26 protein-coding genes and 1 rRNA gene are annotated in these 26,757 nt (G+C 49.0%); 2 read left to right on the top strand and 25 right to left on the bottom strand.

The window, feature by feature from the left end:
- The 6 genes from HMPREF0980_RS17445 to ald all read right to left on the bottom strand — a co-directional run.
- Positions 1 to 243: ribosomal RNA gene (locus tag HMPREF0980_RS17445) — 16S ribosomal RNA — on the bottom strand; the annotation flags it as partial.
- Between the two features lie 512 nt (positions 244 to 755).
- A complete protein-coding gene (gene radA, locus HMPREF0980_RS17440) occupies positions 756 to 2,108 on the bottom strand; it encodes a DNA repair protein RadA (RefSeq protein ID WP_049730338.1) in 1,353 nt (450 codons plus the stop codon).
- 248 nt (positions 2,109 to 2,356) lie between these two features.
- Entirely contained in the window at positions 2,357 to 2,770 is a 414-nt protein-coding gene (locus HMPREF0980_RS17435; RefSeq protein WP_049730337.1) for a hypothetical protein, read from the bottom strand.
- A gap of 56 nt (positions 2,771 to 2,826) precedes the next feature.
- Entirely contained in the window at positions 2,827 to 5,265 is a 2,439-nt protein-coding gene (locus tag HMPREF0980_RS17430; RefSeq protein WP_049730336.1) for an ATP-dependent Clp protease ATP-binding subunit, read from the bottom strand.
- Between the two features lie 59 nt (positions 5,266 to 5,324).
- Entirely contained in the window at positions 5,325 to 5,693 is a 369-nt protein-coding gene (locus HMPREF0980_RS17425) for a GntR family transcriptional regulator (protein WP_049730357.1), read from the bottom strand.
- A gap of 223 nt (positions 5,694 to 5,916) precedes the next feature.
- On the bottom strand, positions 5,917 to 7,032 hold the full coding sequence (ald, locus tag HMPREF0980_RS17420) for an alanine dehydrogenase (protein WP_049730335.1): 1,116 nt from the start codon (positions 7,030 to 7,032) through the stop codon (positions 5,917 to 5,919).
- Positions 7,033 to 7,334: 302 nt separating this feature from the next.
- Between ald and HMPREF0980_RS17415 the strand changes: the two genes are divergently transcribed.
- The gene (locus HMPREF0980_RS17415) at positions 7,335 to 8,192 is read left to right on the top strand and encodes a MurR/RpiR family transcriptional regulator (RefSeq protein ID WP_049730334.1); all 858 of its coding nucleotides are present in this window, start codon (positions 7,335 to 7,337) and stop codon (positions 8,190 to 8,192) included.
- 694 nt (positions 8,193 to 8,886) lie between these two features.
- Here HMPREF0980_RS17415 and pnuC read toward each other — a convergent pair.
- Genes pnuC through HMPREF0980_RS17400 form a run of 3 tightly spaced genes read right to left on the bottom strand, consistent with a single transcriptional unit; the run spans position 8,887 to position 11,471 of the window.
- Positions 8,887 to 9,579 (bottom strand): nicotinamide riboside transporter PnuC, encoded by a 693-nt coding sequence (gene pnuC, locus HMPREF0980_RS17410; protein WP_049730333.1) that lies wholly within the window; start codon positions 9,577 to 9,579, stop codon positions 8,887 to 8,889.
- Positions 9,580 to 9,582: 3 nt separating this feature from the next.
- Entirely contained in the window at positions 9,583 to 10,479 is an 897-nt protein-coding gene (locus HMPREF0980_RS17405; protein ID WP_049730332.1) for a PfkB family carbohydrate kinase, read from the bottom strand.
- Positions 10,476 to 11,471 (bottom strand): ADP-ribosylglycohydrolase family protein, encoded by a 996-nt coding sequence (locus HMPREF0980_RS17400; RefSeq protein WP_049730331.1) that lies wholly within the window; start codon positions 11,469 to 11,471, stop codon positions 10,476 to 10,478. Before HMPREF0980_RS17400 ends, HMPREF0980_RS17405 begins: the two co-directional genes overlap by 4 nt.
- Positions 11,472 to 11,695: 224 nt before the next feature.
- Here HMPREF0980_RS17400 and HMPREF0980_RS17395 point away from each other — a divergent pair, with 224 nt between their 5' ends.
- A complete protein-coding gene (locus tag HMPREF0980_RS17395) occupies positions 11,696 to 12,424 on the top strand; it encodes a GntR family transcriptional regulator (protein ID WP_049730330.1) in 729 nt (242 codons plus the stop codon).
- Between the two features lie 79 nt (positions 12,425 to 12,503).
- On the opposite strand, the gene HMPREF0980_RS17390 is transcribed toward HMPREF0980_RS17395, so the two are convergent.
- The 16 genes from HMPREF0980_RS17390 to HMPREF0980_RS17315 all read right to left on the bottom strand — a co-directional run bounded on the left by HMPREF0980_RS17390 (position 12,504) and on the right by HMPREF0980_RS17315 (position 26,751).
- Positions 12,504 to 13,052 (bottom strand): helix-turn-helix domain-containing protein, encoded by a 549-nt coding sequence (locus HMPREF0980_RS17390; RefSeq protein ID WP_242847438.1) that lies wholly within the window; start codon positions 13,050 to 13,052, stop codon positions 12,504 to 12,506.
- 66 nt (positions 13,053 to 13,118) lie between these two features.
- Positions 13,119 to 14,390: a phosphoribosylamine--glycine ligase gene (gene purD, locus HMPREF0980_RS17385; RefSeq protein ID WP_049730329.1), complete on the bottom strand. Its 1,272-nt coding sequence runs from the start codon at positions 14,388 to 14,390 to the stop codon at positions 13,119 to 13,121.
- A 38-nt stretch (positions 14,391 to 14,428) separates the two neighbouring features.
- Positions 14,429 to 15,055, bottom strand: a complete 627-nt coding sequence (purN, locus tag HMPREF0980_RS17380) for a phosphoribosylglycinamide formyltransferase (protein WP_049730328.1) — start codon at positions 15,053 to 15,055, stop codon at positions 14,429 to 14,431.
- Positions 15,049 to 16,074, bottom strand: a complete 1,026-nt coding sequence (gene purM, locus HMPREF0980_RS17375; RefSeq protein ID WP_049730327.1) for a phosphoribosylformylglycinamidine cyclo-ligase — start codon at positions 16,072 to 16,074, stop codon at positions 15,049 to 15,051. The genes purN and purM overlap by 7 nt, the downstream gene beginning before the upstream one ends.
- Positions 16,075 to 16,085: 11 nt before the next feature.
- A complete protein-coding gene (purE, locus tag HMPREF0980_RS17370) occupies positions 16,086 to 16,598 on the bottom strand; it encodes a 5-(carboxyamino)imidazole ribonucleotide mutase (RefSeq protein WP_049730326.1) in 513 nt (170 codons plus the stop codon).
- 78 nt (positions 16,599 to 16,676) lie between these two features.
- Complete coding sequence (locus HMPREF0980_RS17365; RefSeq protein ID WP_049730325.1) at positions 16,677 to 18,725, bottom strand: aminopeptidase; 2,049 nt, start codon at positions 18,723 to 18,725, stop codon at positions 16,677 to 16,679.
- Positions 18,726 to 19,124, bottom strand: coding sequence for a hypothetical protein (locus HMPREF0980_RS17360; RefSeq protein ID WP_049730324.1), 399 nt, complete (start codon positions 19,122 to 19,124; stop codon positions 18,726 to 18,728).
- Entirely contained in the window at positions 19,084 to 19,572 is a 489-nt protein-coding gene (locus HMPREF0980_RS17355; RefSeq protein ID WP_049730323.1) for a VanZ family protein, read from the bottom strand. Before HMPREF0980_RS17355 ends, HMPREF0980_RS17360 begins: the two co-directional genes overlap by 41 nt.
- A gap of 25 nt (positions 19,573 to 19,597) precedes the next feature.
- Positions 19,598 to 19,750, bottom strand: coding sequence for a hypothetical protein (locus tag HMPREF0980_RS19210; RefSeq protein WP_049730322.1), 153 nt, complete (start codon positions 19,748 to 19,750; stop codon positions 19,598 to 19,600).
- Positions 19,751 to 19,764: 14 nt separating this feature from the next.
- Positions 19,765 to 20,439: an orotate phosphoribosyltransferase gene (gene pyrE, locus HMPREF0980_RS17345; protein WP_049730321.1), complete on the bottom strand. Its 675-nt coding sequence runs from the start codon at positions 20,437 to 20,439 to the stop codon at positions 19,765 to 19,767.
- Between the two features lie 12 nt (positions 20,440 to 20,451).
- Positions 20,452 to 21,354: a dihydroorotate dehydrogenase gene (locus HMPREF0980_RS17340; RefSeq protein ID WP_049730320.1), complete on the bottom strand. Its 903-nt coding sequence runs from the start codon at positions 21,352 to 21,354 to the stop codon at positions 20,452 to 20,454.
- A complete protein-coding gene (locus HMPREF0980_RS17335; RefSeq protein WP_049730319.1) occupies positions 21,354 to 22,127 on the bottom strand; it encodes a dihydroorotate dehydrogenase electron transfer subunit in 774 nt (257 codons plus the stop codon). The genes HMPREF0980_RS17340 and HMPREF0980_RS17335 overlap by 1 nt, the downstream gene beginning before the upstream one ends.
- Complete coding sequence (gene pyrF, locus HMPREF0980_RS17330; protein WP_049730318.1) at positions 22,120 to 23,046, bottom strand: orotidine-5'-phosphate decarboxylase; 927 nt, start codon at positions 23,044 to 23,046, stop codon at positions 22,120 to 22,122. The genes HMPREF0980_RS17335 and pyrF overlap by 8 nt, the downstream gene beginning before the upstream one ends.
- A 12-nt stretch (positions 23,047 to 23,058) precedes the next feature.
- Positions 23,059 to 24,345 (bottom strand): dihydroorotase, encoded by a 1,287-nt coding sequence (locus tag HMPREF0980_RS17325; RefSeq protein WP_049730317.1) that lies wholly within the window; start codon positions 24,343 to 24,345, stop codon positions 23,059 to 23,061.
- Between the two features lie 95 nt (positions 24,346 to 24,440).
- Positions 24,441 to 25,625, bottom strand: a complete 1,185-nt coding sequence (locus tag HMPREF0980_RS17320; protein WP_049730316.1) for a S41 family peptidase — start codon at positions 25,623 to 25,625, stop codon at positions 24,441 to 24,443.
- 16 nt (positions 25,626 to 25,641) lie between these two features.
- Positions 25,642 to 26,751 (bottom strand): murein hydrolase activator EnvC family protein, encoded by a 1,110-nt coding sequence (locus tag HMPREF0980_RS17315; protein ID WP_049730315.1) that lies wholly within the window; start codon positions 26,749 to 26,751, stop codon positions 25,642 to 25,644.
- Between the last annotated feature and the right edge of the window lie 6 nt (positions 26,752 to 26,757).

The following is a 26,757-nucleotide window of genomic DNA, read 5'->3' as shown; positions in this document are numbered from 1 at the left end:
CTCACACCGCCGGAGCTTTTGCCACCGAGCCATGCGGCTCTGTAGCCTTATGCGGTATTAGCAGCCATTTCTAGCTGTTATCCCCCTGTGTGAGGCAGGTTGCCCACGCGTTACTCACCCGTCCGCCGCTCAGTCGCAATGCTCTTCATTCCGAAGAAATCTGAACAGAGCGCTTCGCTCGACTTGCATGTGTTAAGCACGCCGCCAGCGTTCATCCTGAGCCAGGATCAAACTCTCGTCTTAAAAGCTTTGGCCTGGTCTCTCACAGGCCTTAGCGTCGAGACGCTTCCCGATGGCTTGGCGAGGTATTCACCGAGCCTAGCATCGCGGAAGCTTCCTTGTTCAATCGCGGTCAGGATTAACTGCTCGCTAATCCTATCCCGTTATTACTGTTTTTAGGTTGACATCTCTTTCGATGTCCGTTCTGAATTTTTCTCTTTACAAGAAATTTTCAGGGTCGTTGTCTATTGTTTAATTATCAAGGTTCTTTTGCTGTTTGCCATCATTAGCGGCAACTTCTATAAGATACCATATCTGTCGTTATTTGTCAACGACTTTTTTCTTATAATTATTCGCTCTCTTAAGCGACAGCTTTTAAACATTACCACATGTTGCAAGCCCTTGTCAACAACTTTTTTGTCTTTACTATAACAAGTTTTTGTCAACTATCTTCTCAAGCGACAGCTATAATAGAATACCAAACATGTCGTTAATTGTCAACACATATTTTATAACTTTTCCGTTTTTTACGATGACTAAATAATTGACATTACTTCATTAATCGTTTTTACTCCGACAATCCGTATTCCTTTCACTTCCCGAACCATTTCTCTGGATACTTCGGGGAGCACACACGTCTCAAATCCTAGCTTCTTCGCCTCCGCAACTCTCTGCTCCGGCATATTGACCGCCCTCACCTCGCCGCTCAGTCCCACCTCGCCAAACACGATCATCTTCTCATCCATCGGCCTGTTCTTGTAACTTGAGACGAGGGCCATAACAATTCCGAGGTCTATAGCCGGTTCATTCATCTTAATGCCCCCTGCGATATTGACATAGGCATCATAACTCGACATGGAAAGTCCAACCCTTTTTTCCAGAACGGCCATCAAAAGATTCACACGGTTGTAATCCGTACCGGCTGCAGTCCTTCTCGGCATGCCAAAGTTACTCTGACATACAAGTGCCTGAATTTCTATAAGGATGGGCCTCGTTCCCTCCATGGAACAAGCCACGACCGAGCCAGCAGAATTCTCAGGCCGTCCGCTCAGCATATACTCCGAAGGATTCGCCACTTCCTGCAGCCCGTCCTGCCTCATCTCAAATACGCCAATCTCGTTCGTAGAACCGAACCGGTTCTTTACTCCGCGTAATATACGGTAGGACGCATGGCGGTCGCCCTCAAAATAAAGTACGGTGTCTACCATGTGTTCCAGTACCCTCGGCCCGGCAACAGTACCTTCCTTCGTCACATGTCCCACTATAAATATGGATATACCCAATCCCTTCGCAAGCTGCATAAATACATTCGTGGATTCCCTCACCTGTGACACGCTGCCCGGAGCGGAAGTAACTTCTTCGCTGTACATCGTCTGGATGGAATCAATAACTGCCAGCTGGGGGCGCCTTTTTTCTATCACCGAACGTATAAGCTCCAGATTCGTCTCACACAGAAGAAGAAGGTTGTCCTTGAACTCCCCCATCCTGTTTGCGCGCAGCTTTATCTGAGCCAGCGATTCCTCACCGGATATATATAAGATTTCCTTGTCCTCGGACAATTTCTGGCACACTTGAAGCAGCAGCGTAGATTTGCCGATTCCGGGATCTCCTCCAACAAGCACCAGGGAACCTGGAACAATCCCTCCTCCAAGTACCCGGTCAAGTTCATCGATGCCTGTCCTGACTCTGTCCTGTTCCTCTGTGGAAACGCCGGACAGCGCGACCACATCGGCTTCTTTCAACTGTCTTGCATTGCCCTGTTTGACCGATGCAACCTTCTCCTCTACAAACGTATTCCATTCCCTGCACGCCGGGCATTGGCCCAGCCACTTGCTCTCTTCATGTCCACAGTTCTGGCAGAAAAATATGCTCTTTTTTCCCTTTGCCATTTATTCTCTCCTCTTTTGCCTTAGATTTCTCTCTTCCTGATGTCAGAACAATGTTCCCCGTTTTAAAATAAAGAATGTGCCTTGGCACATTCTAGCGCCGAGCGCGGTCGCCTGCGGCATACTACATCTTCGCGCAATCGGGCTTCCCCCGGAGGGTTTTTGTTACACAGAAAACGCGGTTTCCTATGTAACAAAAAATCCAGCCCCCTGCCTCCACAGGGGGCTGAACTGTTGGTAATCTTTCAGCACTACTTCTTTATCACTTTCACCTCGACACATTTATCTGGCTCCAGTTCTGCACTGACACTCAACTTTCCGCTCAGGTTCGTCTTCATATCACCTGCATCGGCTCCATCCATATATACAGTGTACTCGCTGTCTGCTTCCAGCTCAAGTGTAAACTGCGCGTCCTGGGTTCCCGATACTTTGAATGATACTTCTTCCTCTGTCGCCTTAAAGCTCTCCACTGCTGTTCCCGGAACGGATTCATATACGAACATACCGTTCTTCTCTAACTTTGTAATCTCCGAAAAGGTCTTCACTTTGTATAAGTCGCCCTGAAATTCAAATCCATCCAGCTTTGTCTTACTGTCCAGCGTGTAGTCCCCAAAACTAAGTGTCCCGTCTGCTTCAGCCTTCAAAAGCTCTTTCACTGCTGCCATTGATTTTATCCTCCTAAGGTTCTTCTTTTGTACCCCTATTATATATCAAATCCGTTTTAATTTGTAGTCTTTGAAATAAATTTAATATCTTTTTTAGACATTCCGATTTCTACCGATGAACCCCTCGCGACTTCACCTGAAAGTATCGCTTCCGCAAGCCGGTCTTCCAGTTGATTCTGCACGGCTCTCCTCAGTGGCCGCGCGCCAAACTTCTCGTCCGTCCCAGTCTCAACGATATGCTTTTTAACTGAATCTCTGACCATTATCGTAATATCAAGCTGTTCTTTGGCGCGTTTCGTAAACTCCCGGCACATAAGGCCCACAATCTTCTTCATCTCATCCTGCGTGAGAGGATGGAACACGATTATCTCATCGATACGGTTCACAAACTCAGGCCGGAAAATCAGCTTAATCTCACGCATCACATTGTCCTTCATCCGTTTGTAGTCTCCGGCAGCGTCTTCTCTGGCATTAAATCCAAGCTTCTTCGGATCTATGATTGCCTGTGCCCCGGCATTGGATGTCATGATTATGACCGTATTGCGAAAGTCGACCTTTCTGCCCTGGGAATCTGTAATGTGTCCGTCGTCGAGTACCTGCAGCAATATATTGAATACATCCGGGTGGGCTTTTTCAATCTCGTCGAACAATACGACTGAGTATGGATGTCTTCGGACCTGTTCACTTAACTGTCCCCCATCATCATGGCCGACATAACCCGGAGGAGAGCCAATCATCTTTGCTACGCTGTGCTTTTCCATATACTCTGACATATCGACTCTGATCATCGACTCTTCATTTCCAAACAGCGCTTCCGACAATGCTTTGGACAGCTCCGTCTTGCCGACGCCTGTCGGCCCGAGGAATAGGAAGGAACCTATTGGCCTCTTCGGATCCTTTAACCCTACGCGGCCTCTTTTGATTGCCTTTGCCACTGCCGTGACAGCTTCCTCCTGTCCGATGACCCTCTTGTGAAGCGTCTGTTCCAGTTTGTTCAGCCTTGCGCTCTCAGACTCGGCGAGACGCTGGACCGGTATCTTCGTCCATTCAGACACTACATCCGCAATATCCTCTTCTGTTATATAGAGCTCCTTTTGAGCATTTCGTCTCTGAAAGCGTCTCCTGACCTGATTAAGTTTTCTTTCCGCATCTTCCTGCTCTCTATGAAGCGCAGATGCATCCTGCATATTCCCCTGTCTTACGGCGTCTTCTGTCTTCTTCATCAATTCAGCAATTTCAGCTTCGAGCTGGAAGATGCTGTCGGGCACTTTGAACCCTTTCAGGCTTACTTTAGAGCATGCCTCATCCAGCACGTCGATAGCTTTATCCGGCAGGAACCTGTCACTGATGTACCGGTCCGCAAGTCGTACCGCAGCTTTAAGAGCCTCGTCATCAATCGCCACATGGTGATGCCCCTCATATCTGGAACGCAGTCCTCGGAGGATTTCCAGGCACTGCTCTTCTGTAGGCTCCTCGACCGTAATCGGCTGGAACCTACGTTCAAGTGCAGCGTCCTTTTCAATATATTTACGGTATTCTACTATGGTCGTAGCTCCAATGAGCTGCAGTTCCCCCCTTGCCAGAGATGGTTTCAGTATATTAGAGGCATCCATGGCGCCTTCCGCACCTCCCGCGCCGATAATCGTATGCACTTCATCCAGGAAGAGAATGATGTTCCCAGCCGCCTTTACTTCCTGAATCAGCTTTTTCATCCTTTCCTCAAATTCCCCGCGGTATTTGGAACCAGCTATCATCCCTGCCAGATCCATCGTCAGTATCCTTTTCTCTTTCATGCTGTCAGGCACTATGCCCGACGCTATGCGCGCCGCAAGTCCCTCTATGACGGCAGTCTTGCCAACACCCGGCTCTCCTACCAGGCACGGATTGTTCTTCGTACGCCGGCTTAAGACCTGCATCAGCCGGCTGATTTCTGCATCTCTTCCTATCACCGGGTCCAGTTTGCCTTCCTCTGCCTCGGCTGTAAGATCTGTGCCGTATTGTTCCAGTACCCCTTCCTTTTTTCTGCCGCTTTCCTGCATAAGATCTTCCTGATACTCCTTCGGATCCGCCCCTAGCACCGCAAGCACATCCTGATAGAGCTTCTGAAGGCTGATGCCTAATGTCAGCAGGATCCGTGCCGCCACACAGTCAACTTCTTTCAAAAGTGCAAGCAGCAGATGTTCCGTACCGATATCGGGCGACCTGAAACGGAGTGCTTCTCCTTTGCTTTCTTCCAGGATATACTGAAGTCTCGGGCTGAAATCCGGATTATGCGCAACTGTAGTATTGCCTACCGGCGACACAAGTTCATCCACCACTTTCAATATATTTTCCTCATCTACTCCGTTGGCTGCCAGAACCTGTCCGGCAACGCCGGTATACACCTTTCTAAGCCCGAGCAGCAGATGCTCTGTCCCAACATAAGGATGGTCCAGCTCCCTCGCTATCGTCTTTGCAATCTGTAATACTTCATTGGCCTGTTCTGTATAATTCATGCTGTCTGCTTATGATGCCGGAAATGGCATCATAACTCCTTTCCAATCTAAATTAGCTGTTAACAATACTCCTCAAATATCTCATCCACCAGCTCATGGACTTCTTCTCTCGTAATGTTCTTGCAGCTTCCTTTCGCAAGGACAATCTGAAGCTGCCGCTTCATCTCCTCCAGCGCCTGCACCTTATCGACATCAATAGCAATCACTGCACCTCTTCTGCGGTCCAGCTGAATAAAACCTTCCTGCTTCAGTATACTATACGCCTTATTTACCGTATGCATATTGATGCCAATCGTATCTGCAAGCTGGCGAACAGAAGGAAGCGGATCTCCTTCGTGGATTGTCGCTGTGGCAATCCCCATGATAATCTGGTTGCGCAGCTGGATGTATAACGCTTCGTCACTGTTAAAATCAATCTCTATCAGCATATTATCACCTTTTCTTACTGTGTCTTTTGTTATATACACCTTAGCACACATAAAAATTGTCTGCAAGTGTAAATTTTGAAAGGGGTCAGACCCCTATGGCCATAGGGGTCTGACCCCTTTCAAAATTCTTCCCATTTTCTGACAATTTAAAAGGACTCGCGGCCGAAGCCGTAAGTCCTTTTGCAACTTTGAAGGAATTAAGTTTGGAAAAGTCAATTACCGATTACCATAAAGATTTGATATCTGTATAGTCATAGCAGTCAAAGCTGTCTGCAACGTTCTTACATGTGAGCTTTCCATCATATGTATTGATTGCAGAGTAGATAACATCGTTATCTGAGCAAGCTTTTTCAAGGCCCTTATTCGCAATCTGCAGGCCGTAGTTTAACGTAGCATTTGTAAGTGCAATCGTAGATGTTCTCGGAACTGCTCCTGGCATATTGCCTACACAGTAGTGTACGATTCCGTCTACTTCGTAAATCGGATCGTCGTGGTATGTAACCTTCGTCGTCTCTCCACATCCGCCCTGGTCTACAGCAACGTCTACGAATACAGCGCCTGGTTTCATCTCTTTGAGATATTTTTTCTTGAAGAGTTTTGGTGCAGCTTTTCCTGGAATCAGTACGGAACCGATTACGAGGTCAGCTTCTTTCACTGCTTTTTCAATATTAGCATCTGTAGATACTAATGTCTGGATACGTGCTCCGAAGATATCATCCAGATATGCCAGTCTCTGAAGGTTGATATCCATGATTGTTACGTTAGCGCCCATACCAACTGCTATCTTACAAGCGTTGGTTCCTACTGAACCGCCGCCGAGGATAACGATATTAGCCTTTGGTGTTCCTGGTACGCCGGCAAGGAGAACGCCTTCTCCGCCAAATGTCTTCTCAAGATATTTAGCACCTTCCTGGATACTTAAACGTCCTGCAATCTGGCTCATAGGAGCAAGAAGCGGAATACTTCCGTTTCTTTCAATCAATGTCTCGTAAGCAACACCTTTAACCTTTGCATTCAAAAGAGCGTCTGTCTGCGGCTTGTCAGCTGCGAGATGAAGATATGTATAAAGAATCAGTCCTTCGTGGAATAATGGGTACTCTTCCGGCAATGGCTCTTTCACTTTGATCATCATATCAACGGTATCCCAAACTTCTTTAGCAGCGTCAATCATCTTAGCTCCCGCTGCTTCATACTCAGCGTCCATGAATCCGGAACCGGCTCCAGCTCCCTTTTCGATGTAAACTTCATGACCTGCATTTACATAACTCTTTACGTTGTCAGGTGTCATACCTACACGGAATTCATTGTTCTTAATCTCTTTTACGCATCCTACTTTCACTTTGTTTTACCTCCTATTGGTACTAAAAATTATATTAGTTTGGCTGCCATGCGTCGGCATTGACTTTTCGTGAACAATATTTTTCACCTTCCTAGTTTTGTGAAGAATATTATTCATTTGTCTCTAAAATTATAGTATCACAGCCGTCAATAATATTCAATAAAAGTTATTTTTTTCACAAAAACTTTTAATTGTGTTAATTTTATGTCAGTTGTATTTACAATTTATTCTTGCAAAATTCAGTTTTTCATGATTAAATCTAATTATAAGATAGAAATACGTATGCTTTCGGAGGACATAGTATGAAAGAATTAAGAGAAACTATTAACAATGCCAATCTCACCAAAACACAAAAGATGATTGCGAGATATGTATTGGACAATTCTGCTGATGCCTGTTTCATGACCTCCACCGAAATCGCGTTAAAGCTTGGTGTAAGTGAATCCTCTGTCATACGTTTCAGCCGTTCTCTTGGCTTTGACGGTTTTATGGATTTTCAGAAAAGTCTGCGCAAAGATTACCAGGACAAAGTGCTCAGCATTTCAAGCTCCATAACAGTTCCTTCACAGAGGGTGGCCAAGCGTGCCAAGCTGGATACTAGCTCCGACTATATCAACAGACATTTTAAAAATACGGCCAAGAATATGGAATCGGTCTTTGTCAACAACAGCACGGCCCTTTTTGAGGAAGCCGCGGAAGCCATCATATCAAGCAAAAGGAAATATATTGTCTCTTCCCGAGGCAACAGCTGTCTTGGCGACTATTTCCTCCTGTACCTGAAGCATATGCTTCCTAATGTAGAGATGACTAATTCCACGTCCATCAGTCCGGTGGACCATATGTGCAATATCTCGAAGGATGACTGTGTCGTCGCATTCAGCTTCCCTCGTTATTCTTCTATAGATAAGATATCCGTCAGGATGGCCTATGAAGTCGGTGCTAAGATTATTGTGGTAACAGACAAGCCAAGTGCCCTGCTCGCACAATATGCCACCGTCCTGTTCACCGTACCTGTAGACAGCAATACCTTCTTCAATTCCCTCGTGGCGCCCCAGTTCATAGCCGAAGCACTTCTGGACACGATCAGCCATAAGGTGAAAGGCATTGAACGGCGGCTGAAGAAAATAGACAAATATCTCGGTGAGCTGGGGAACTACTAGTTTATGATTAAAGTGGGACGCGGGCGGGGAGCCGGGTGGCATCTGCTCCGATGCGTCCGAGGCTCCGACTATTTCACGTATCCCTAACCCTCCGGAATGCGCGCCGATAGCGGCTTGCATTCCGCAGGATAAGGGCTACGGAAAGGATTCTCCGCCTCTTCCGCTTGCACCTGCGCATCTGCCACACGGCTCCCCGCCCGCTATCTACTTTACTGACAAGGGCGAGAGCGGCGATGTAGCATTACTGGCCAGCGGATGGCTGCTGGCTGCATGAGATGAATGATAAGATATGACAAGCTTAATATGTGCGACATAGAAAACAAATCGGTCATTGTTGGGCGTTTGAAGCGAGGCGTGCACGCCGTTGCTGCAAAAAGAGCCGGAATCGGGTACTGGGATGCTATATGAGATAGCATCCCAGTACCCGATTCCGGCTCTTCTTCATTACGATTGCTTCCAATCAAGGTTTTCAACCTGCTTGGCCCCTTATCACTATACTGACACAGCCAAAACCTTTCCATCAACTGCCAGCGTCACACAGCCTCCCCCGCCTGTGCCAGTAAAGCAGATAGCCGATGGGGAGGTATGGGACAGATGCGCAGGTGTAAGCGGGAGGAACGTAAGAATCCTCACCAGATACCTTAGTTTGTGGGATGAGAGCCGCCATCGGCGTCTACATTACTCAAACTGCCAATTATTTGTTCTCTACATTCTTAGCGGCCAGCTTTCTCCAGTTGTAATATCCGTACACGGAATTGAACAGATAGGCAACCCACATGACGACCATCGTCACGGCTGAGGAATCCTTCCCTATGAGGAGCAGCCACATGACCACTGACACGACGTTCACAATAATCCAGAGGAGCCACTGCTCTGCATAACGTGCAACCTGCATAATGAGCGCTACGACAGAGAATACGGTAGATAATGCGTCGATGAGCGCCAGCTGTCCCCCGATACGGCTTAATATCTGCCAGTATCCAAGCACGACTACCGCAACTACCGCAAATAGTATGACAGTCTGCCTGCCGGTCAGCTTCTTTCCTTCCACCTCTCCGCTTTCATTGTCTTTGTGCTTGGACCAGAGATAGAAGCCGATAAAATTCATCGGTATATAATAGAAAGCGTTCAACATGAATTCTCCGTATAAATGGTTCTGGAAGGTGAGCAGCGCATATATGGCTACATTAACAGTTGCAAAGATATAAGTGCTCACCTTTCCCTTTGCCGCCAGCACGACCCCAAGGATGCCGGTGATGCCGCTGATGAGGGCAAGTAGATTGTCGCCCCAGATAACGCTGAGCACAATCATGATAACCGTAGATAATATGAGCCAGCTGATTTCAAATCTGCTCCAGTCTGTAAAAAATCGTTTCGTCTTTTCCATCGTCTATAATCCTTTCTCAAATTGTTCTTTCGTCAGTGTCGGTCCTTTTACTCCTACCACCATAGCTGATACCTTGTTGGCTGCCCGAACAGCTTCTTCAAAGCTGTGCCCGAGCGCGCGCATCGCCATGACCGCTCCGATATGTGAATCACCTGCCCCGATCGTGTCCACGACCTCTGCCTTTTCCGCCGGGATAACCATAGTCTTGCCGTCCTCACAGAGAAGCACTCCTCTGTCACCGAGAGTGATGATTACCACATTGCCGGTCTTTTCTGCCAGACGCAGGGCAGCGTCTTCTGCCGTATCCGCACCTGTTGCCGAGATACTCTCCGTCTCATTGAGGTGGAGGACAGGATGAAGTTCAAACAGCCTGTCCCTCTTTTCTTCCGAGATATAAGTGATTCTCGGCCCGGGTGCATAATATACGAGAAGATTCGGAACGCTCTCAAGGAAATCAAGTATGACATCCCCACCTTCTCCTTCTATCTCATAACCGCTCACATAAGCCGATTCATAGTCCTCTCCGGCCAGAGAATCGAACCATTCTTTTTCAAACCTGCACTCTATTCCCGGCATCGTGACGAATGTCCGCTCACCGTCCGCCTCTACCATGCAAAGGCAATAGCCATTGTCCATCCGGCCGGACTTGACGGCACTTTTGTGACCGTTCCTTTCAAGCTCCGCTTCAATGAACCCCGCATACATCCCTGTGCCTACCGGCGCAAAAAAGGTGTGGTCTACCTGAAAATGCTTTAATATGTCCGCCGCATTATAGGCACATCCGCCCACCGTCATCTTCTGGTCCTTCGCGTACATATCTTCCCCGGAACGCGGAAGCCTGTCTACCTCCATGATAATATCCAGCATAGCGGCTCCTATTATCAGACATTTCTTATTCATGATATCCTCCCCCGTTTCTCTGCCAATATGTCAGCATACTTCTCCAGATCAACTCCATTTGCCTGCCGGATCTTATCCACATAGGAACGAGGAATCCTGTCTATGCCCCCGGCTCCTCCGCATATGGCTACGGCCATAGCCCCGATGGTGTCCGTATCCCCTCCGAGATTGGCACAGAGAAGCGCGCATGATTGGACATCAAAACTATAATAGGCAAGCGCGAGCGCCGCCGGAACAGACTCGGACGTGTTCACGCCTGCCCCTATGATGTCATATATATGCTCCAGAAACATTCTGCTGTCCTCTTTGTACTCTTTTGCATAATGGACGGCCAGCCGGGTTCTGGCGGAAAGCGACGGGCTCGGTGTAGACGCGCCGAGAGACATGGCATACTCTGTAACTGACAAGGCATCTTCTATCATCCGTTCCCTGTCACCATACTTCACCGCTGATGCAACAGCCATGGCAATCATGGCCGCTCCAGCTATTGTCACGTCACTCGTATGGGTGACCTGAGAGACTGCCGCCACATAATCGCACAGCTTCTCTTTCTCCTTCGGCTCAAACAAGGTGCCTATAGGTGCGATTCTCATAGCTGCCCCGTTAGATACCGCCTCATCGGAAAACCTCCTGGCATCCTTCCCTTCTTTGAAGAGCTGGAGGGTAACTTTCGACGTAGGGCCGAGAATATTATTTTCAAATGCATTTTCATCCTCTGCCCACTTCAGGATATGTTCCGCTATGCTTCTCGCTGACGGAACAAAATCCGTCTCTGTCAGACTGTCCAGTATCGTCAGTGCCTGGCTCGTATCATCCGTAAACTGTCCTGCTTTATATTGATAGGAAATGATATTTTCCGGACATCCGTCCAGAAAGTCATCTATCTCCCCATAGTGCTCCAGTACACGCTTTCTGCTCCATAGCTCCGGAGGCATACCCATAGCGTCACCAATGGCCATTCCGTATAAAACTCCCAAAATCTTCTCTCTCATATTGCAACGTCTCCTTTCACTTATTATAATATGTGTTTTTACACATATAGTCAACTTGTAATAATAGCAAAATAAAACATATATTATTTGTACATACTGTACAAAGATAAATTTTCCAATTTATACACTTATAATAACATGTTTACATCATCTGCTTTTAAACGTATAATTGACATAGAACAGCGGATTTCTCCCGTGTGAGCAATTTGAAAAAGAGGTATGCTATGAACGAGAATAAACCGAAGTATAAAAGAATCGAAGAAGACCTGATAAGCAGGATCCAGTCAGGAGAACTCCCAGGGGGTGCGGAACTTCCGAGCGAATCACAGCTTATCGCTTCTTACGAAGTCAGCCGTGTAACCGCCCGCCGTGCTATCGATGAACTGTATCATAATGGATATATCGAAAAGATGCAGGGAAAGCGTACCTGTGTCAGAAGAACGGCCCGGCTCCAGGAACTCACGTCTATCTCAAGCTACACGGAAGAGATTATCCGGCAGGGGATGACTCCTGGCAGGAAGGTCATCAAAGCAGAAATACGCATCAGCAGTCCCGAAGAAGTCGCCAGGCTGCAGCTGCGCAAAGCAGATCCGGTCTTCTATCTTGAACGTATCTATTACGCTGATGACGCCCCTCTCTGCTTTACCCAGACCACCCTGCCGTATGAGGTCTTCCGTGATATTGAGGGATATGATTTCATCAACAGCTCTCTCTATAAGATAATCGAAGAAAACTACAGAGTGAAAATATCAACCACGACCTTGAAATTGAAAGCAGTTCCTGCATACGGCGATGTCATGAAGCATCTCGATATCAGCAAAGATACGCCCCTTCTATACTCGGCGGGGCTGACCTATGGAATAGTAAAGGATAGAGAAGTCCCGATTGAGCTCTTTACCACTTATTATCTGACCGATCATTTTGAATATACGCTGACGCAGAGCCGCAATTAGCAGTACAGCCATGCATTCGTCCTCCCCAGTCCAAAAAAGCCACCGGCATTTCCTGCCGGTGGCTTTTGCAATCATTTGATTACTTGATTTCTTTACATCTTGTCCAATAAGAGACGCAGCTCTCCTTTGTCCTGTTAAAATAGCAATGACGCGTGTGAGCCTTTATGAGAATCGTATCCCCCTCGTCCAGCTCAAACGTCTGGTTGTCCAGAGTTAGCGTCAGCCTCCCCTTGAGAACAGTTCCGACTTCGTGGTACTCATGCTCCCACCACAGTCCATCCCCTGCTCCGTCCGGTTCGATTGTCATATAGATAAAAGAGGCATTTACAAGCCCAAAGTCTATATTTTCCAGTTTCATATTGTGCTCTTCGCTGATTATCGGCTCCCGCTCATTCCGCCGGACGATGATATCCTCTTCCTTATTCGTCTCCAGAAGACTGAACAAAGAAGTACCAAATGCCTCACATATCTTCTGGATGTTGACCAGGGTCGGACTGTTCGCGTTCCGTTCCAGATTGCTCAGGTATCCGATTGATAATCCTGTCGCGTCTGAAAGCTGTTGTAACGTCATACCTTTTTTCCGCCTCTGGCTGCGGATACTGTAACCAATCAACTGAATATCATTCAACGTTTCCATGCTCCTTCTTTCTCTATATCATACCGCGCCTTACCCACAGCGATACGCGCCCTTCGCTTATGCCTCATCAATCGCTTTTCCGATATCATGGCGCATATATTTGTTTTCAAAATTCACCCATTCGGTAGCCGCATAGGCATTTGCCCTGGCCTCCTTCAGGTCGCTTCCCTTTGCCGTCACGCCGAGCACGCGCCCTCCGTTTGTCACAACCTGTTCCCCGTTGCGCTTTGTACCGGCATGGAAGCAGTAATATCCATCGTGCTTCTTGAATTCTTCCAGCCCCGTAATCGGAAGTCCCTTCTCATATTGGACAGGGTATCCGTCAGAAGCCAGAACTACGCAGACAGCCGCATTGTCTTCAAACTGGAGGTCTATCTTGTCAAGCGTGCCATCGACACATGCCTCCATCACTTCTATGATATCATTCTTCATGCGGGGAAGCACTACCTGTGCCTCGGGATCTCCAAATCTTGCATTATATTCCAGCACTTTCGGGCCTTCTTCCGTCAGCATGAGGCCGAAAAATATAATACCCTTAAATGGCCGGCCTTCAGCCTTCATGGCATCGACCGTCGCCTGATAAATATATTTGTTACAGAATTCCTCTACTTCCTTCGTATAGAACGGACTTGGCGAAAATGTACCCATTCCTCCCGTGTTGAGGCCGGTATCGCCGTCGCCGGCCCTTTTGTGGTCCTGGGCGGATGTCATTGTCTTGACCGTGTTCCCATCCACAAAGGACAGAACAGAGACTTCCCGGCCGGTCATAAACTCTTCCACGACCATCGTATTCCCGGAAGCTCCAAACTGCTTCTCTACCATAATCGTCTTCACGCCGGCTTCCGCCTCTTCATAGGAACTGCATATGAGCACCCCCTTGCCGAGAGCAAGTCCGTCCGCTTTCAATACAATTGGAAATTTTGCAGTTTTCAGATAGGCCAGAGCTTCTTCCGGATCTTCAAAATTCTCATATCCTGCGGTCGGAATGTTATATTTCTTCATGAGGTCTTTTGAAAACGCCTTGGATCCTTCCAGTACGGCCGCGTTCTTTTTCGGGCCGAACGCCCGGATACCTGCCGCTTCCAGTTCATCGACCAGGCCGCCTACAAGTGGGTCATCCATACCTACGATTACAAGGTCGATTCCCCTTTCCCTGGCAAAAGCCACAATCTTGTCAAATTCCATGGCGCCGATCGGGGCACATTCCGCCAGTTCTGCTATCCCTGCATTTCCCGGAGTACAATAAATCTTATCAACCTTATCGCTCTTTGCCACACTGTATGCTATGGCATGTTCTCTACCGCCGCTACCGACAATTAATACCTTCATTCCAAGTTCTCCTCCTGTATGTGTCCTGCTATCCTGCTCTACTCTCTGATAAACACTCTTCCGTCTTCCACTTTCACTCTGCCCGCGGCAATGAGGCCGACAGCCTGCGGCAGTATCTTCCACTCCGCCTGCTCCATCACCCGCCGCTGAAGCACTTCCGGAGTATCGCCCTGGACTACTTCTACCGCTTTCTGCAGAATAATGGGACCGGTATCTGTCCCTTCGTCCACAAAGTGAACCGTAGCTCCTGCTACCTTCACCCCGCGCTTCAGGGCCGCCTCATGAACTTTCAGCCCGTAATACCCTGTTCCGCAGAAAGACGGAATAAGAGACGGATGGATATTGATGATGCGGTTCCTGTATTTCTCTATCATCGCCGGCGGTATGACGACGAGAAATCCCGCCAGCACTATCAGATCGGGCTGCAGCGTATCCACTGCATCCAGAAATCTCTCATTAAATTCTTCTCTGGATGCAAACTCTTTCGGAGATATGCATATCCCCGGTATCCCGTTGTCCTCCGCCCGCTGCAGCGCGTATGCGTTCCTGTTATTACTGATTACACCGGCCAGCTTCGTATTAGCGACAGCACCGGACTCCACTGCGTCTATGAGGGCCTGCAGATTCGTTCCGCCACCGGAAACGAGCACAACTACATCTAGCATACTGTAACTCCCTTTTCGCCGGCCACGATGCGTCCTACAACGTACGGAGCTTCCCCGGCCGCCTTTATCGCCTCCATCGTCTTATCAGCATCACCCGCATCCACTGCCACGATCATACCAAGCCCCATATTATACGTATTGTACATCGCATGTTCTTCAATCTGACCTTCTCTTGCCAACAGTCCGAATATCGGCGGAACCGGATAGCTGTCCTTTTCCACAACCGCATGCACGCCGTCACATAACATACGCGGAATGTTTTCATAGAAGCCGCCTCCTGTAATGTGGCTGCACGCCTTCACTTTCACGCCCGCCGCCTTTATGCCGGACAGCGCTTTCACATATATCTTCGTCGGAGCGATAAGCGCCTCTCCCAAGGTGGCATCAAGTTCCTCATAATATGTATTCAGCGACTCTTTCGTCATATCAAATACTTTTCTCACGAGAGAGAAGCCATTGCTGTGCACCCCTGAGGATGCCATGCCGATGAGCACGTCGCCGGCTTTTAACTCTTTTCCGGTAATCAGGTCTTTTTCATCGACCACGCCAACTGCAAATCCGGCCAGGTCATACTCATCCTCCGGGTAGAAGCCAGGCATCTCCGCCGTCTCCCCGCCGATGAGGGCCGCTTTGGACTGTACGCATCCGTCTGCCACACCGCTCACTATCGTGGCAATCTTCTCAGGCTCATTCTTGCCGCACGCGATATAGTCGAGGAAGAATAACGGCTCCCCTCCCGCACAGGCAATATCGTTTACACACATTGCGACACAGTCGATACCAATCGTATCGTGTTTATCTAAAAGAAATGCCAATTTCAGTTTTGTACCTACACCGTCCGTCCCTGATACGAGCGTCGGCTTCTCCATATTCTTGAATGCTTCCATAGAGAAAGCTCCTGAAAATCCTCCGATATTCGTCAGTACCTCCGGCCTCATCGTGTTCTTGATGTGTTCTTTCATCAGCTCCACAGATTTATAACCTGCTTCGATATCTACACCTGCGTTCTTGTAATCCATTCCTCTTCTCCTTACATCTGGTTCATATATTCTTTATATCCAAGTTTATCGAGCTTTTCTGATTTGGCCTGTACTGTATCCTTCATTTCCCGGGAATACTCCTTCAGCCTGTCGAGAAGTTCCGGGTCTGAGGTCGCCAGTATTCTGGCCGCCAGAATCGCCGCGTTCGCTCCTCCGTCGATTGCAACTGTCGCAACCGGAATTCCTGGCGGCATCTGGACGATAGAATAGAGTGCGTCCTGCCCGTCCAGATTCTTGCCGGACATCGGGATTCCGATGACAGGCATCGGGAAGATGGCCGCGCACATGCCGGGAAGGTGTGCCGCCATTCCCGCTCCGGCTATGATGACCTTATAATCCTTCTCTTCGGCTGATTTCGCATAATCATAGAATAAATCCGGCATACGGTGTGCCGAGATGATTGTCATCTCATATTCTACTCCTAATTTTTCAAGCATATCGGCTGCCTTGCTCATCACTTTCATATCTGAGTCGCTGCCCATGACAATTCCTACTTTTGGCATAATCTTCATCCTTTCGTATTTAAAATTTCAATATATAAATCATATCATACTGGACGCAGGCAGTTCAATACGCACGTCCTAATTATTGTATTTTTCCAGCGGTTCGTTCAGGATCTCCGTACCCGGGAGCACAAACCTCCCGTCCTCAAGCAGGAGCGTCTCTTCCCCCTCCTTTGTGACGACGGTGATGCTGCCGAGTTCATCATAAGGTATCGTGATATCCGTGTGGCAGTGGAAATATGCTTTCGACACGTCTTCTGCCCGTCTGGACGACACGGAATTGTCTCTTGCCACAATCTCCTTCCCATCAGGATTGTACACTTTGATATCCTCGCTCCAGCTGTAGCACGTATCACCGACGGCAAAATGAGGGCCCATCTTCTCAGCAATCAGGATCGGCAGCTTATCTTCTATCCCGTATTTCCTCGCGGCGATATAAGCGGTCGTATTCGTCCCGATAGCAAATTCACCAAGGGGAAGCGTCGCATGCCTGTGGAGGATGTTGTCGCGTATATAACTTTTATTCTCCATCTCCCGCTCAAAATTGCCACACGTATAATCTGTTATCATACCGTTAGAGAATGTAATTTCAAGATCCTTATACAGCAGTTCGTTGAGATATACGCGGCTCACATGCAGGACCCCGCACGTGCCTTCCAGTACCGGAGAGGTGAACACCTCTCCTACCGGTATATTGACATCCGCCACGCAGTTTTCAAATATCGTCTCCTTCTGCGGATCTGCAAGGCGGTATAGCTGTACCCTCATATCTGTCTTATTGCCGCCTCTGCCTTTTACGTGTACATATTCGCCTTTGTCAAGGGCATCGATGAGCGTCTGCTGAACTTTGGCATACAAAGAGGCATCCAGCGTATTGATCCTGATTACTTCATCGAATATCTCTTCATACTGCTCCCCGATTTCCGGCACAGGATATGCGGCGATAGTAAAGCTTCTCTCCTCGCCTTTGATATACGTATTGGTAATCTGTCCGGAACGGCTGTCATAGAGCAGAGACAGTTCTTCCTGCTTCTTCGTAAGCCTGACTGCCGTATCTTTCTGCTCTGGAGAAAAAGGACTCTCTCCAAAGACATCCAGACACGCCGGACCTGCGAACCGGGCGGCCATGTCCTTATTCTGTTCAAAAGCTGACTGGATGACTTCCAGCCTGCGCTCCACGAACTTTTTATCCAGATACAGCCCCTGGTCATTTCTATGGTCATATTCGTATTGTTTATTCGGGATGGCTCCGTAATAGCCGGTCTTCAGATGCCGGCGTTTTGTCAGCACGCTCACACCGGAGCGGTAGATGACAGGCTTAAGCCCCAACCGGGCAAAATTCTCTATGGCCTGGCGGATGACCCGCTCAAAGCCTAGTACATACCGGATATTTACGACAGACTTTTTAGACAGGTCCTTGCCCGTATTGATGAATCCCATCCGGTAGCCTTCCGTGAAGGTATCGGCCATCTTACAGATGACAGATGCATCAAGGCTGTTCAGGTGCTCTGCCGTCTTCCATTCATTTTCGCTTATATACTCGCCAAACCGGTACAGATACCGCAGGTCCGAAAGATTGCTGCCCATAATAATGCCCGCCGCAAATGACTCCTCAGGATCAATCTGCTCCCTGACACGGTCCGCCGCGAACACGTCACAGTAGTCGCTGGCATACCAGTAGAGAATCTCCTTCAGCACCTTAGTCTCAGGTTCGTCCTTTTCTTCAAACTCATTATATATCTCAATGAACAGTTCATATAAGATATCCAGATATTCCTTTCTGCCCTCGAATACATATGCGATTGCGCCTCTCAGCTCCGTGTACAGGAAGCTCAGTATCTGTCCATATGCTCTCCCTGCCTTCTCCACAGCATAATCCGGATTGGCATAGCTTGTCTCATATTGCCCGGGCAGTATATCCGCATACAAGTTTTCGTTCCATTCTTTCAGCTGTTCAAGCGGAAGGCCCGCATATGTTCCGCTCTCTATACAGCTGTTCAGTTCATCGAGCATTCCGATAAACTGCGCTGTACGGCAAAAATAGTCACGAAATGATTCGGCCACCGTATCTTCCTTACAGATTTCTTTTATGCGTTCAACCGCAAGTTCATATCTTTCCTCAATCATCTAAAACAGCCCCCTGAAAAATATACTCATAAGGCCCATAAGGAGGAGCGCGTTACATACGACCCCTGCCTTGCAGGTTATGTAATTCTTTTCTCTCTCACGGAAGCCGCGGATTCCCGACATCAGACCAAGCCAGGCCAGTATCGCTACCGCAAGACCGGCGAAGCCGGCAATCACGCTCACGCTGCCGCCTGACACGTAGGAGAAAACGAGCATTGCCATAAGTATGAGGAATACGGTTCCTGCATAGCAGCAGGAATTGATTCCCTTTTTGGCGTGCTTAAGCGGCGCCTGCCCGTATTTGCCGCGCATCATCTTCCTGCGTCGTTTCTCCCGCTCCTTCTGTATTTCCTTTGACCTATCTTCTTCTTTGTCTTTTTGCCTTCTTTTTATGATCATATCTTCTCCTTACTGCTGCACAGATTGCAAATATAATATAGCCTAACACTCCGCCTATCGTATTTAGCAGAAGATCGTCCACATCAAAACTGCCCACTTTCGTCACGAGCTGGAAAGTCTCCACACACAGGCTTAGTCCAAAGCTGTAGAACAGTGCGGAAAAAAAGCTCCTGTGACGGCTTGCCATGGGCATAAAGAATCCAAAAGGCATAAAAATCAGCACGTTGCCGAACAGGTTCGTGAACATAGCAAACATTCCGAGCTGTTCCCGGTACTCCCAGAAACGTTTGATTTCCTGGAACAGCACAAGGTTGTACCGGTATTCCTGCATCACTCCCGTACGCCCGTACCAATCAGATAATAAGAGAAAATAAATGAGAAACGCGATATAAAATACAAATAATATTTTCCCGATTATGCGGATTCTTTTTCTGTTTTTCGTATTCAAAAATATAGCACCCTTTCAATCCAGGCTAAAATGTAAGCCCCTTTTTATCTTTTAATAAGCGTGCCCCACTCACAATCATAATTACTCCTGCCGCGATTGCGACAGCTATCATGACGATACCGGTGGCTATACCGGCCGCCCCTGCGAAACTCATGGTTTTATATGCTTTTTCATTCATAAGAAACCCTCCTGCTATTTCACGCCATATTGTTTATAATATGCATCAATTGCTGATTTTAATGTATCGTCAATGATAACTTTTCCTTTATATGGTCTGTTGTAGAGATGTTCCGTCACCTCATCCATCGTGACGATGGCCGTCGTCTTCAGACCATATTTCTCTTCAATTTCCGCAAGAGCGCTCTTCGTGCCCTGGCCTCGTTCCATGCGGTCCACCGACACGACAAGGCCCACCGGCGTCACATCGCCCTGCGCTTTGATAATGGGAAGCGTCTCCTGTATAGAGGTTCCTGCGGTTGTCACATCTTCAATGATAACGACCCTGTCCCCGTCCGTAATCGGACTGCCAAGCAGAATCCCCTTATCGCCATGATCCTTCACTTCCTTACGGTTAGAGCAATACCTGATATCTCTGCCATAGAATTCGCTGATGGCCATCGTTGCAGCCACCGTAAGCGGAATCCCTTTATAGGCGGGCCCGAACAGGACGTCAAAGTCAAGGCCGAAGCTGCCTTCTATCGCCTTCGCATAGTATTCGCCGAGCTTCCGAAGCTGTGCTCCCGTCCGATAGAAACCTGTATTCACGAAAAACGGCGTGTTTCTGCCGCTCTTTGTCACAAAATCTCCAAATCTCAGCACTTCGCAGTCAATCATAAACTCGATAAACTCTTTTTTATACTGTTCCATATCTAACCTCCTCTACTTTACAAGCCCTGTCAGCTCGGATACGTGTTCAAAGCCGTAACGCTTCATATAAGCCTCTATGCCGTCTGCCACCTCCACGGTTGCAGACGGATTATAAAAATTGGCGGTTCCTACAGACACGGCCGTAGCTCCGGCGAGAAGAAATTCTATAGCATCCTCCGCAGTCTCGATACCTCCCATGCCGATAACAGGAATCTTCACAGCGTTTGCCACCTCATAGACCATCCGCACCGCAACCGGTTTTACCGCCGGCCCGGACAGCCCTCCTGTCTTGTTGGCCAGCGCAAACGCGCGCCTGTGTATGTCTATCTTCATCCCCGTCAGCGTATTGATGAGCGACAGTACATCTGCCCCACCGGCTTCCGCCGCCTTCGCTGTCTCAGTAATATCTGTCACATTAGGGCTCAGCTTCATGATGACCGGCTGTTTTGCACGCTTCTTAACTTCGGCCGTAATCTCTTCCACCGCTTTCGGGTTCTGACCAAAGGCAATGCCGCCCTCTTTGACATTCGGGCACGATATGTTTATCTCGAGCATATCCACATCTTCATCCGCCAGACGCTCCACTACTTTGCAGTAATCTTCTGTCGTCTTTCCGCACACATTGACAATGATCTTTGTATCAAACTGTTTCAGGAAAGGGATGTCACGCCGGCAGAACATATCGATTCCGGGGTTCTGTAGTCCGATGGCATTCATCATGCCCGACTTCGTCTCCGCGATTCTTGGAACCGGATTGCCGGGCCACGGTACATCTGCCACCCCTTTCGTAACGACTGCACCGAGGCGGCTCAAATCCACGAATTCGCTGTATTCTTCACCGGATCCAAACGTTCCTGATGCGGTCATGACCGGATTCTTAAGCTCCACGCCTGCAAGGTTCACTTTTGTATCCATCAGATTTCCACCTCCGTAGACAAGAATACCGGCCCGTCTTTACAGACCCGTTTGTTATGCACATTGCTGTGACTGTCGGTCTCTTTCGACCGGCACACGCACGCAAGACATGCCCCGATACCGCATGCCATCTTTTCTTCCAGCGATATGTAGCAGACAATGCCGTGTTCCTCTGCATATGCTTTAAGAGCCCGTAGCATCGGCGTCGGCCCGCATGCATAGATGACATCCGCGGCAAGCCCGTGCTCACGCACTGCATCCAGCACATTTCCTCTCGTGCCTGCGCTGCCATCCTCTGTAGCCACATAGAGCTCCCCGTACCTCTCCAGATCTTCCGTCAGGAACAGCTCATCTTTGTATCCCGCGATAATCTGCCTGTCACCTGGCAGCTGCTTGGCAAGCTCCAGCATAGGAGGTATTCCGATGCCGCCGCCAATCAGGAACGCTCTTCCCGGATTCTCAAGTGGAAAGCCGTTGCCGAGAGGACCCATCACTTCCAGAGAATCTCCTGGTTCCAGCCGGGAAAATAACTCTGTTCCGGTCTCCTTTCCGGTCACACGATACACGAGCCGTAGTCTTCCCTGCAATTTGTCTATCTCGCATATGCTTATCGGACGTGGCAGCAGCTTGCTTCCATCCCGCGTATACAGTGACAGGAACTGTCCGGGCGCCGCTTCCGATGCAATGCGCGGAAGTTCAATCCACAGACTGTATATGTCCCTGGCAATCTGCTCCTGCGAGAGGACCGCTGCCTGTCCTTTATATTTACTCATGTTCCAGCGCTCCTTTTATATCTTCTATCATATCCTTTACCGCGGCTCTTGAGGCATCGGCAAAGTTCGCCTCTCCATACTTCACATACTGCTCCTGCCTGTACGCCGCTATGATGCCTCTGGAAGAATTCACGATCGCACCGAGCCCGTCTTCGTTGAAGAAATGTACAAGGTCCTTGCCTCTGCCTCCCTGTGCCCCGTATCCCGGCACGAGGATATATGCGTTCGGCATAATGCTGCGTAAGACTCTGCCCATCTCCGGGTACGTCGCACCGACGACCGCACCGACATAGCTATACTCATCTCCCATAAGTTCCTCTCCCCAGGCAGCTACTTTCTCTCCCACAAGTTCATAGAGCGGCCGGCCGCCGACCAGCTGGTCCTGGAACTCGCCGCTGGACGGGTTTGATGTCTTTACGAGTACGAATACGCCTTTCTTTTCCTCTCTGCACACATCGAGGAACGGATGGACGCCGTCGGAACCAAGATACGGATTGACCGTTACAAAATCCTCATCAAACGGTACGAGCGTCTTGCTCCCGACCTGGACTCTGCCAAGGTGCCCTACTGCATATGCTTTCGATGTGGAACCGATATCTCCGCGCTTGATGTCCCCGATGACTACGAGACCCTTCTCCTTGCAATAATCTGTCGTCTTCTTGAATGCGGCAAGCCCCGGAATCCCGAACTGCTCATACATGGCTATCTGTGGTTTGACGGCGGGAATCAGGTCGTACGTATAATCTACAATGGCTTTGTTGAACTGCCAGATTGCTTCGGCAGCCCCTTCAAGCGTCTCCCCATATTGTGCGAAAGCCTTTTTCTGTATATGCTCCGGTATATAGCCGAGCATCGGATCCAGACCGACTGCAACCGGGGCCCCTGTCTTTTTGATATTAGACACTAACTGATTAATCACTTCATCTTCCTCCTAACGTACCTCATTTTCATATACAACCGTACCGCCCGCCAGCGTATACATGACCTGTCCTTTTACTTTACGTCCATGGAACGGCGTGTTCCTGCCCTTTGAGGCAAATGTATCTTTGTCAATCGTATATTCCTGTCGCGTGTCAAAAATCACGATATCCGCGGTCATTCCCTCTGATACGGACCCTTTGTCTTCCAGTCCAAGTATTCCGGCCGGATTCGTACTCATCTTTTCCGCCATCTCCGTCATGGTCAGTATCCCCGGCTCTACAAGTTCTGTATACGTCAGTGCGGCTGAAGTCTCTACGCCTACGATGCCAAAAGCCGCCTCCGCCATGGATTTGTTTTTCTCTTCTTCCGAGTGAGGAGCATGGTCTGTCGCAATGACGTCCATAATCCCGTTCTTCAGACCTTCCCGCAGGGCGGTCACGTCTTCTTTGCCCCGGAGCGGAGGATTCATCTTATAGTTTCCGTCGTCTTCCGGTATGTCGTCCGCCGTCAGTATAAAGTGATGCGGGCACACTTCACCGGTGACCGGAAGCCCGTCCTCTTTGGCAAGCCGTACCATCTCCACGCTGTCTGCCGTTGAGCAGTGGCACAGGTGCAGCCGCACGCCTGTCTCTTTGGCGAGCAGGATATCTCTTGCCACGATGACGTCTTCCACAGAATTGGTGATTCCTTTCAGGCCGAGGCGCTTTGCATTGTCATCCGCATTCATGACACCCCCTTCTACCATCGTGATATCCTCACAGTGGGCAAACACGGATATGCCGCATTCTTTGGCCTTCTTCATACCCCTGCGGTACAAAGACGCGTTCATCACTGACTTTCCATCTTCGCTTATGGCGTGGCAGCCGGCTTCTGCCATCCCTTCTATATCAGCCAGCTCATGTCCGAGCTGTCCTTTCGTCACGGCACCGAGCTGAATCACATGGGCCAGAGATTGTCTGGCCGCCCTTGCATGTACGTCCTCTACTTTCTCTCTGTCGTCGATGACCGGCTTCGTGTTAGGCATCGCGCACATCGTAGTGATGCCGCCTTTTACTGCAGCCCGGCCTCCGGTTGCCAGCGTCTCCTTGTACGTGAAACCCGGGTCTCTCAGATGTACATGCATATCGATAAATCCCGGCATGACATAGCAGCCTTCTGCATTGATGACACGGTCGGCCTTTTCCTTTATCTGCTGCTCTACCTTAATTATTTTATCTTCTTCTACCAGCACGTCATATATGCCGTCTTTGCCTGTCGGCGGGTCGATGACATGCCCGTTCTGAATCAATATTTTCATATATGCTTCCTTTCTGCTTCTAAAAGTACATACCATGTTTTATTTTAGCACAAGGGAAATTAAAAGGGAATGCCAAACAGACATTCCCCTTATACTTACATATTGCCTTTTATTACTTCCAATGCTTTATCCAGCTGATTATCCGCTTCTGGATTAGCCTTGTCTGCTTCGTACTCTACTTCTACATCAGGAGTAATGCCCTTTCCATTAATGTTTCTCCCTTTTGGCGTAAAATATTCAGCAATTGTCAGCTTCACGCAGGTGCCGTCCTTTAGGTCAAATATCTGCTGCACGACACCTTTTCCGTAAGTCTGGGTTCCGATGATCTCTCCAAGGCCATAGTCCTGGATTGCACCGGCATATATCTCAGACGCGCTGGCGCTGTTGCCGTTGACAAGCACGGTCATCGGAAGCTTGAACTGGTGTTCCTCGTCCGATGTCTCTTCTGAACGTTTCCCATCCTTATCTTCCGTATATACGATCAGCCCTTCTGGCAGCATGAGGTCGAGCATATCGCACACGGTGGCCAGATTGCCGCCCGGATTGTTCCGCAGGTCTACGACGAGGCCTTTCATCCCCTGTCCTTCCAGATCTTCAATGGCTGCTTTATACTGGTCATATGTGACGGAATCGAATTCCGACACACGGATATAGCCCACTTGGCCGTCCTTCATCTCATATTTGACGGTCTGCGCCTCAACCTTACCCCTGACCGCGGTCACCTCCACCTCGTCATTGGCATCACCCCTCAGCACAGTCATCTTGACTTCTGTCCCTTCTTCTCCTTTGATGTTGGAGACGACTTCTGTCAGATCCACACCAGTCACTTCTTCGCCTTCCACCTTATAAAGTATATCGTTATCTTGGATGCCGGCTTTCTGCGCGGGAGAATCGTCATATACCTGTAGTATGGTGATGATGCCGGTCTCTCTGTTCTGGCTTAGTACGGCGCCGATGCCGCTGTATTCCCCTGACGTCGTCTCAAGGAGCTGCTCCGTCTCCTCTTTGTCGTAGTAGACAGAGTACGGATCTGCAAGCCCATTGATATACCCTTTGTATATTCCGCTCTGGAGTGCATCTTCATCCACGTCTCCAAGGTAGCTGCCATCAATGAGCTGCTGGAGCATCTCCAGCTTATCCTCTGTCTCGTTGTCCACCACTTCTTCTTTGCCGGCTGACGCCTTGTTCATTCTGCTTCCGCAGGATACAAGCCCTGCAACTAATAATACAGCAAGGGCGCCGCAGAGCGCCCCCTTGATAAATCCATTGTTTTTCTTCATGATACGAGTCCTGTTCTTATAAATAATTACGCGGGTTGACCGGCGTACCGCCTGACATTACCTGGAAATGAAGGTGCGGGCCGGAAGAATTGCCTGTACTTCCTACCGCGCCGATGTTCTGTCCCTTGCTAACGCTCTGACCTGCTCTTACATAGATATTATTGCAGTGCATGTAATATGTCTGCAGTCCATTTCCGTGATTGATAATAATCAGGTTACCGGCATTGCCGCTGTAGCCTGCAGATACCACGGTTCCGCCTGCCGCCGCGTATATCGGTGTCCCTGTAGCCGCGGCAAAGTCCATCCCTTTGTGATTGGAGCTTGCACCTGGAATCGGCTGTGCACGCCAGCCAAATTCACTTGATATGTAACTATATCCAGGACAAGGATGTGTGAATGTCCCGTTACCCGATACGACAGCCGCCCCCGCACTGCCTCCGCTGTACGTCTGAGTGGCCTCTGCCTGCTTACGCGCCGCAGCCGCCGCGGCAGCCTCCAGCTTCGCGAGCGTATCGGCGGTAGCGCCTATCTCGCTTTCCAGCTGGCTGATCTCCGCATTCTTGCTCTCCAGCATAGTATTGATGCTGTCCTGCTTGGCAATCAGGTCGTTCTGCATCGTCTCAAGCTCATCGTATTCTTCCTGCAGCGCCTTTTCCTGCTCCTCGACCTCTTTGACGATCTCCTGGAACTGTACGAGCATGCTTCTGTCATACTCAGATATAGTCGTGATATACTCCGCATTGTTCAGAAAATCACCGATGCTCTTCGACTGTACGAGAATCTCTATGAACTGGGAATTGCCGTTTTCATACATATACTGGATTCTCTTCTTCATACTCTCGTACTGGTCATTTTCATCGACTTTTGCCTGAATCAGCTCTTCTTCTTTCTTTTCAATCTCAGCCTCTTTTTCTTCAATCCTGGCTTTCGTGTCTTCCATCTCGGCCACGATCGAATCGAGCTGGGCCGCCAGAGAATTTTTCTCATCCTCAGCCGCTTTCTTCTTTGATTCCAGTTCCTCTGCCTTTTTCTTCGTGTCGCCGATACTTGAGGCGTTCACCTGTATCGCCATCCCCATACAGAGAACTGTTACCAGCAGCACGCTCCATATTCTCTTCCCTCGCATCTTACG

The organism is Dorea sp. D27 (assembly GCF_001185345.1).
Lineage (GTDB): Bacteria > Bacillota > Clostridia > Lachnospirales > Lachnospiraceae > Extibacter.
This window is presented reverse-complemented; position numbering and strand designations above follow the sequence as displayed.

What these genes read in the sequence shown, in the direction of transcription:
- HMPREF0980_RS17405 (WP_049730332.1), bottom strand. Translation starts at nt 10,479, where the DNA reads ATGAATAAGAAATGTCTGATAATAGGAGCCGCTATGCTGGATATTATC.
- pyrE (WP_049730321.1), bottom strand. Translation starts at nt 20,439, where the DNA reads ATGGAACAGTATAAAAAAGAGTTTATCGAGTTTATGATTGACTGCGAA.
- pnuC (WP_049730333.1), bottom strand. Translation starts at nt 9,579, where the DNA reads ATGGAAAAGACGAAACGATTTTTTACAGACTGGAGCAGATTTGAAATC.
- HMPREF0980_RS17335 (WP_049730319.1), bottom strand. Translation starts at nt 22,127, where the DNA reads ATGAGTAAATATAAAGGACAGGCAGCGGTCCTCTCGCAGGAGCAGATT.
- radA (WP_049730338.1), bottom strand. Translation starts at nt 2,108, where the DNA reads ATGGCAAAGGGAAAAAAGAGCATATTTTTCTGCCAGAACTGTGGACAT.
- HMPREF0980_RS17430 (WP_049730336.1), bottom strand. Translation starts at nt 5,265, where the DNA reads ATGAATTATACAGAACAGGCCAATGAAGTATTACAGATTGCAAAGACG.
- purE (WP_049730326.1), bottom strand. Translation starts at nt 16,598, where the DNA reads ATGCCAAAAGTAGGAATTGTCATGGGCAGCGACTCAGATATGAAAGTG.
- purM (WP_049730327.1), bottom strand. Translation starts at nt 16,074, where the DNA reads ATGGATTACAAGAACGCAGGTGTAGATATCGAAGCAGGTTATAAATCT.
- HMPREF0980_RS17340 (WP_049730320.1), bottom strand. Translation starts at nt 21,354, where the DNA reads ATGGATACAAAAGTGAACCTTGCAGGCGTGGAGCTTAAGAATCCGGTC.
- HMPREF0980_RS17415 (WP_049730334.1), top strand. Translation starts at nt 7,335, where the DNA reads ATGAAAGAATTAAGAGAAACTATTAACAATGCCAATCTCACCAAAACA.
- HMPREF0980_RS17395 (WP_049730330.1), top strand. Translation starts at nt 11,696, where the DNA reads ATGAACGAGAATAAACCGAAGTATAAAAGAATCGAAGAAGACCTGATA.
- purN (WP_049730328.1), bottom strand. Translation starts at nt 15,055, where the DNA reads ATGCTAGATGTAGTTGTGCTCGTTTCCGGTGGCGGAACGAATCTGCAG.
- purD (WP_049730329.1), bottom strand. Translation starts at nt 14,390, where the DNA reads ATGAAGGTATTAATTGTCGGTAGCGGCGGTAGAGAACATGCCATAGCA.
- HMPREF0980_RS17365 (WP_049730325.1), bottom strand. Translation starts at nt 18,725, where the DNA reads ATGATTGAGGAAAGATATGAACTTGCGGTTGAACGCATAAAAGAAATC.
- HMPREF0980_RS17320 (WP_049730316.1), bottom strand. Translation starts at nt 25,625, where the DNA reads ATGAAGAAAAACAATGGATTTATCAAGGGGGCGCTCTGCGGCGCCCTT.
- HMPREF0980_RS17425 (WP_049730357.1), bottom strand. Translation starts at nt 5,693, where the DNA reads ATGCTGATAGAGATTGATTTTAACAGTGACGAAGCGTTATACATCCAG.
- HMPREF0980_RS17315 (WP_049730315.1), bottom strand. Translation starts at nt 26,751, where the DNA reads ATGCGAGGGAAGAGAATATGGAGCGTGCTGCTGGTAACAGTTCTCTGT.
- HMPREF0980_RS17435 (WP_049730337.1), bottom strand. Translation starts at nt 2,770, where the DNA reads ATGGCAGCAGTGAAAGAGCTTTTGAAGGCTGAAGCAGACGGGACACTT.
- HMPREF0980_RS17360 (WP_049730324.1), bottom strand. Translation starts at nt 19,124, where the DNA reads ATGATCATAAAAAGAAGGCAAAAAGACAAAGAAGAAGATAGGTCAAAG.
- HMPREF0980_RS17325 (WP_049730317.1), bottom strand. Translation starts at nt 24,345, where the DNA reads ATGAAAATATTGATTCAGAACGGGCATGTCATCGACCCGCCGACAGGC.
- HMPREF0980_RS17400 (WP_049730331.1), bottom strand. Translation starts at nt 11,471, where the DNA reads ATGAGAGAGAAGATTTTGGGAGTTTTATACGGAATGGCCATTGGTGAC.
- HMPREF0980_RS19210 (WP_049730322.1), bottom strand. Translation starts at nt 19,750, where the DNA reads ATGAATGAAAAAGCATATAAAACCATGAGTTTCGCAGGGGCGGCCGGT.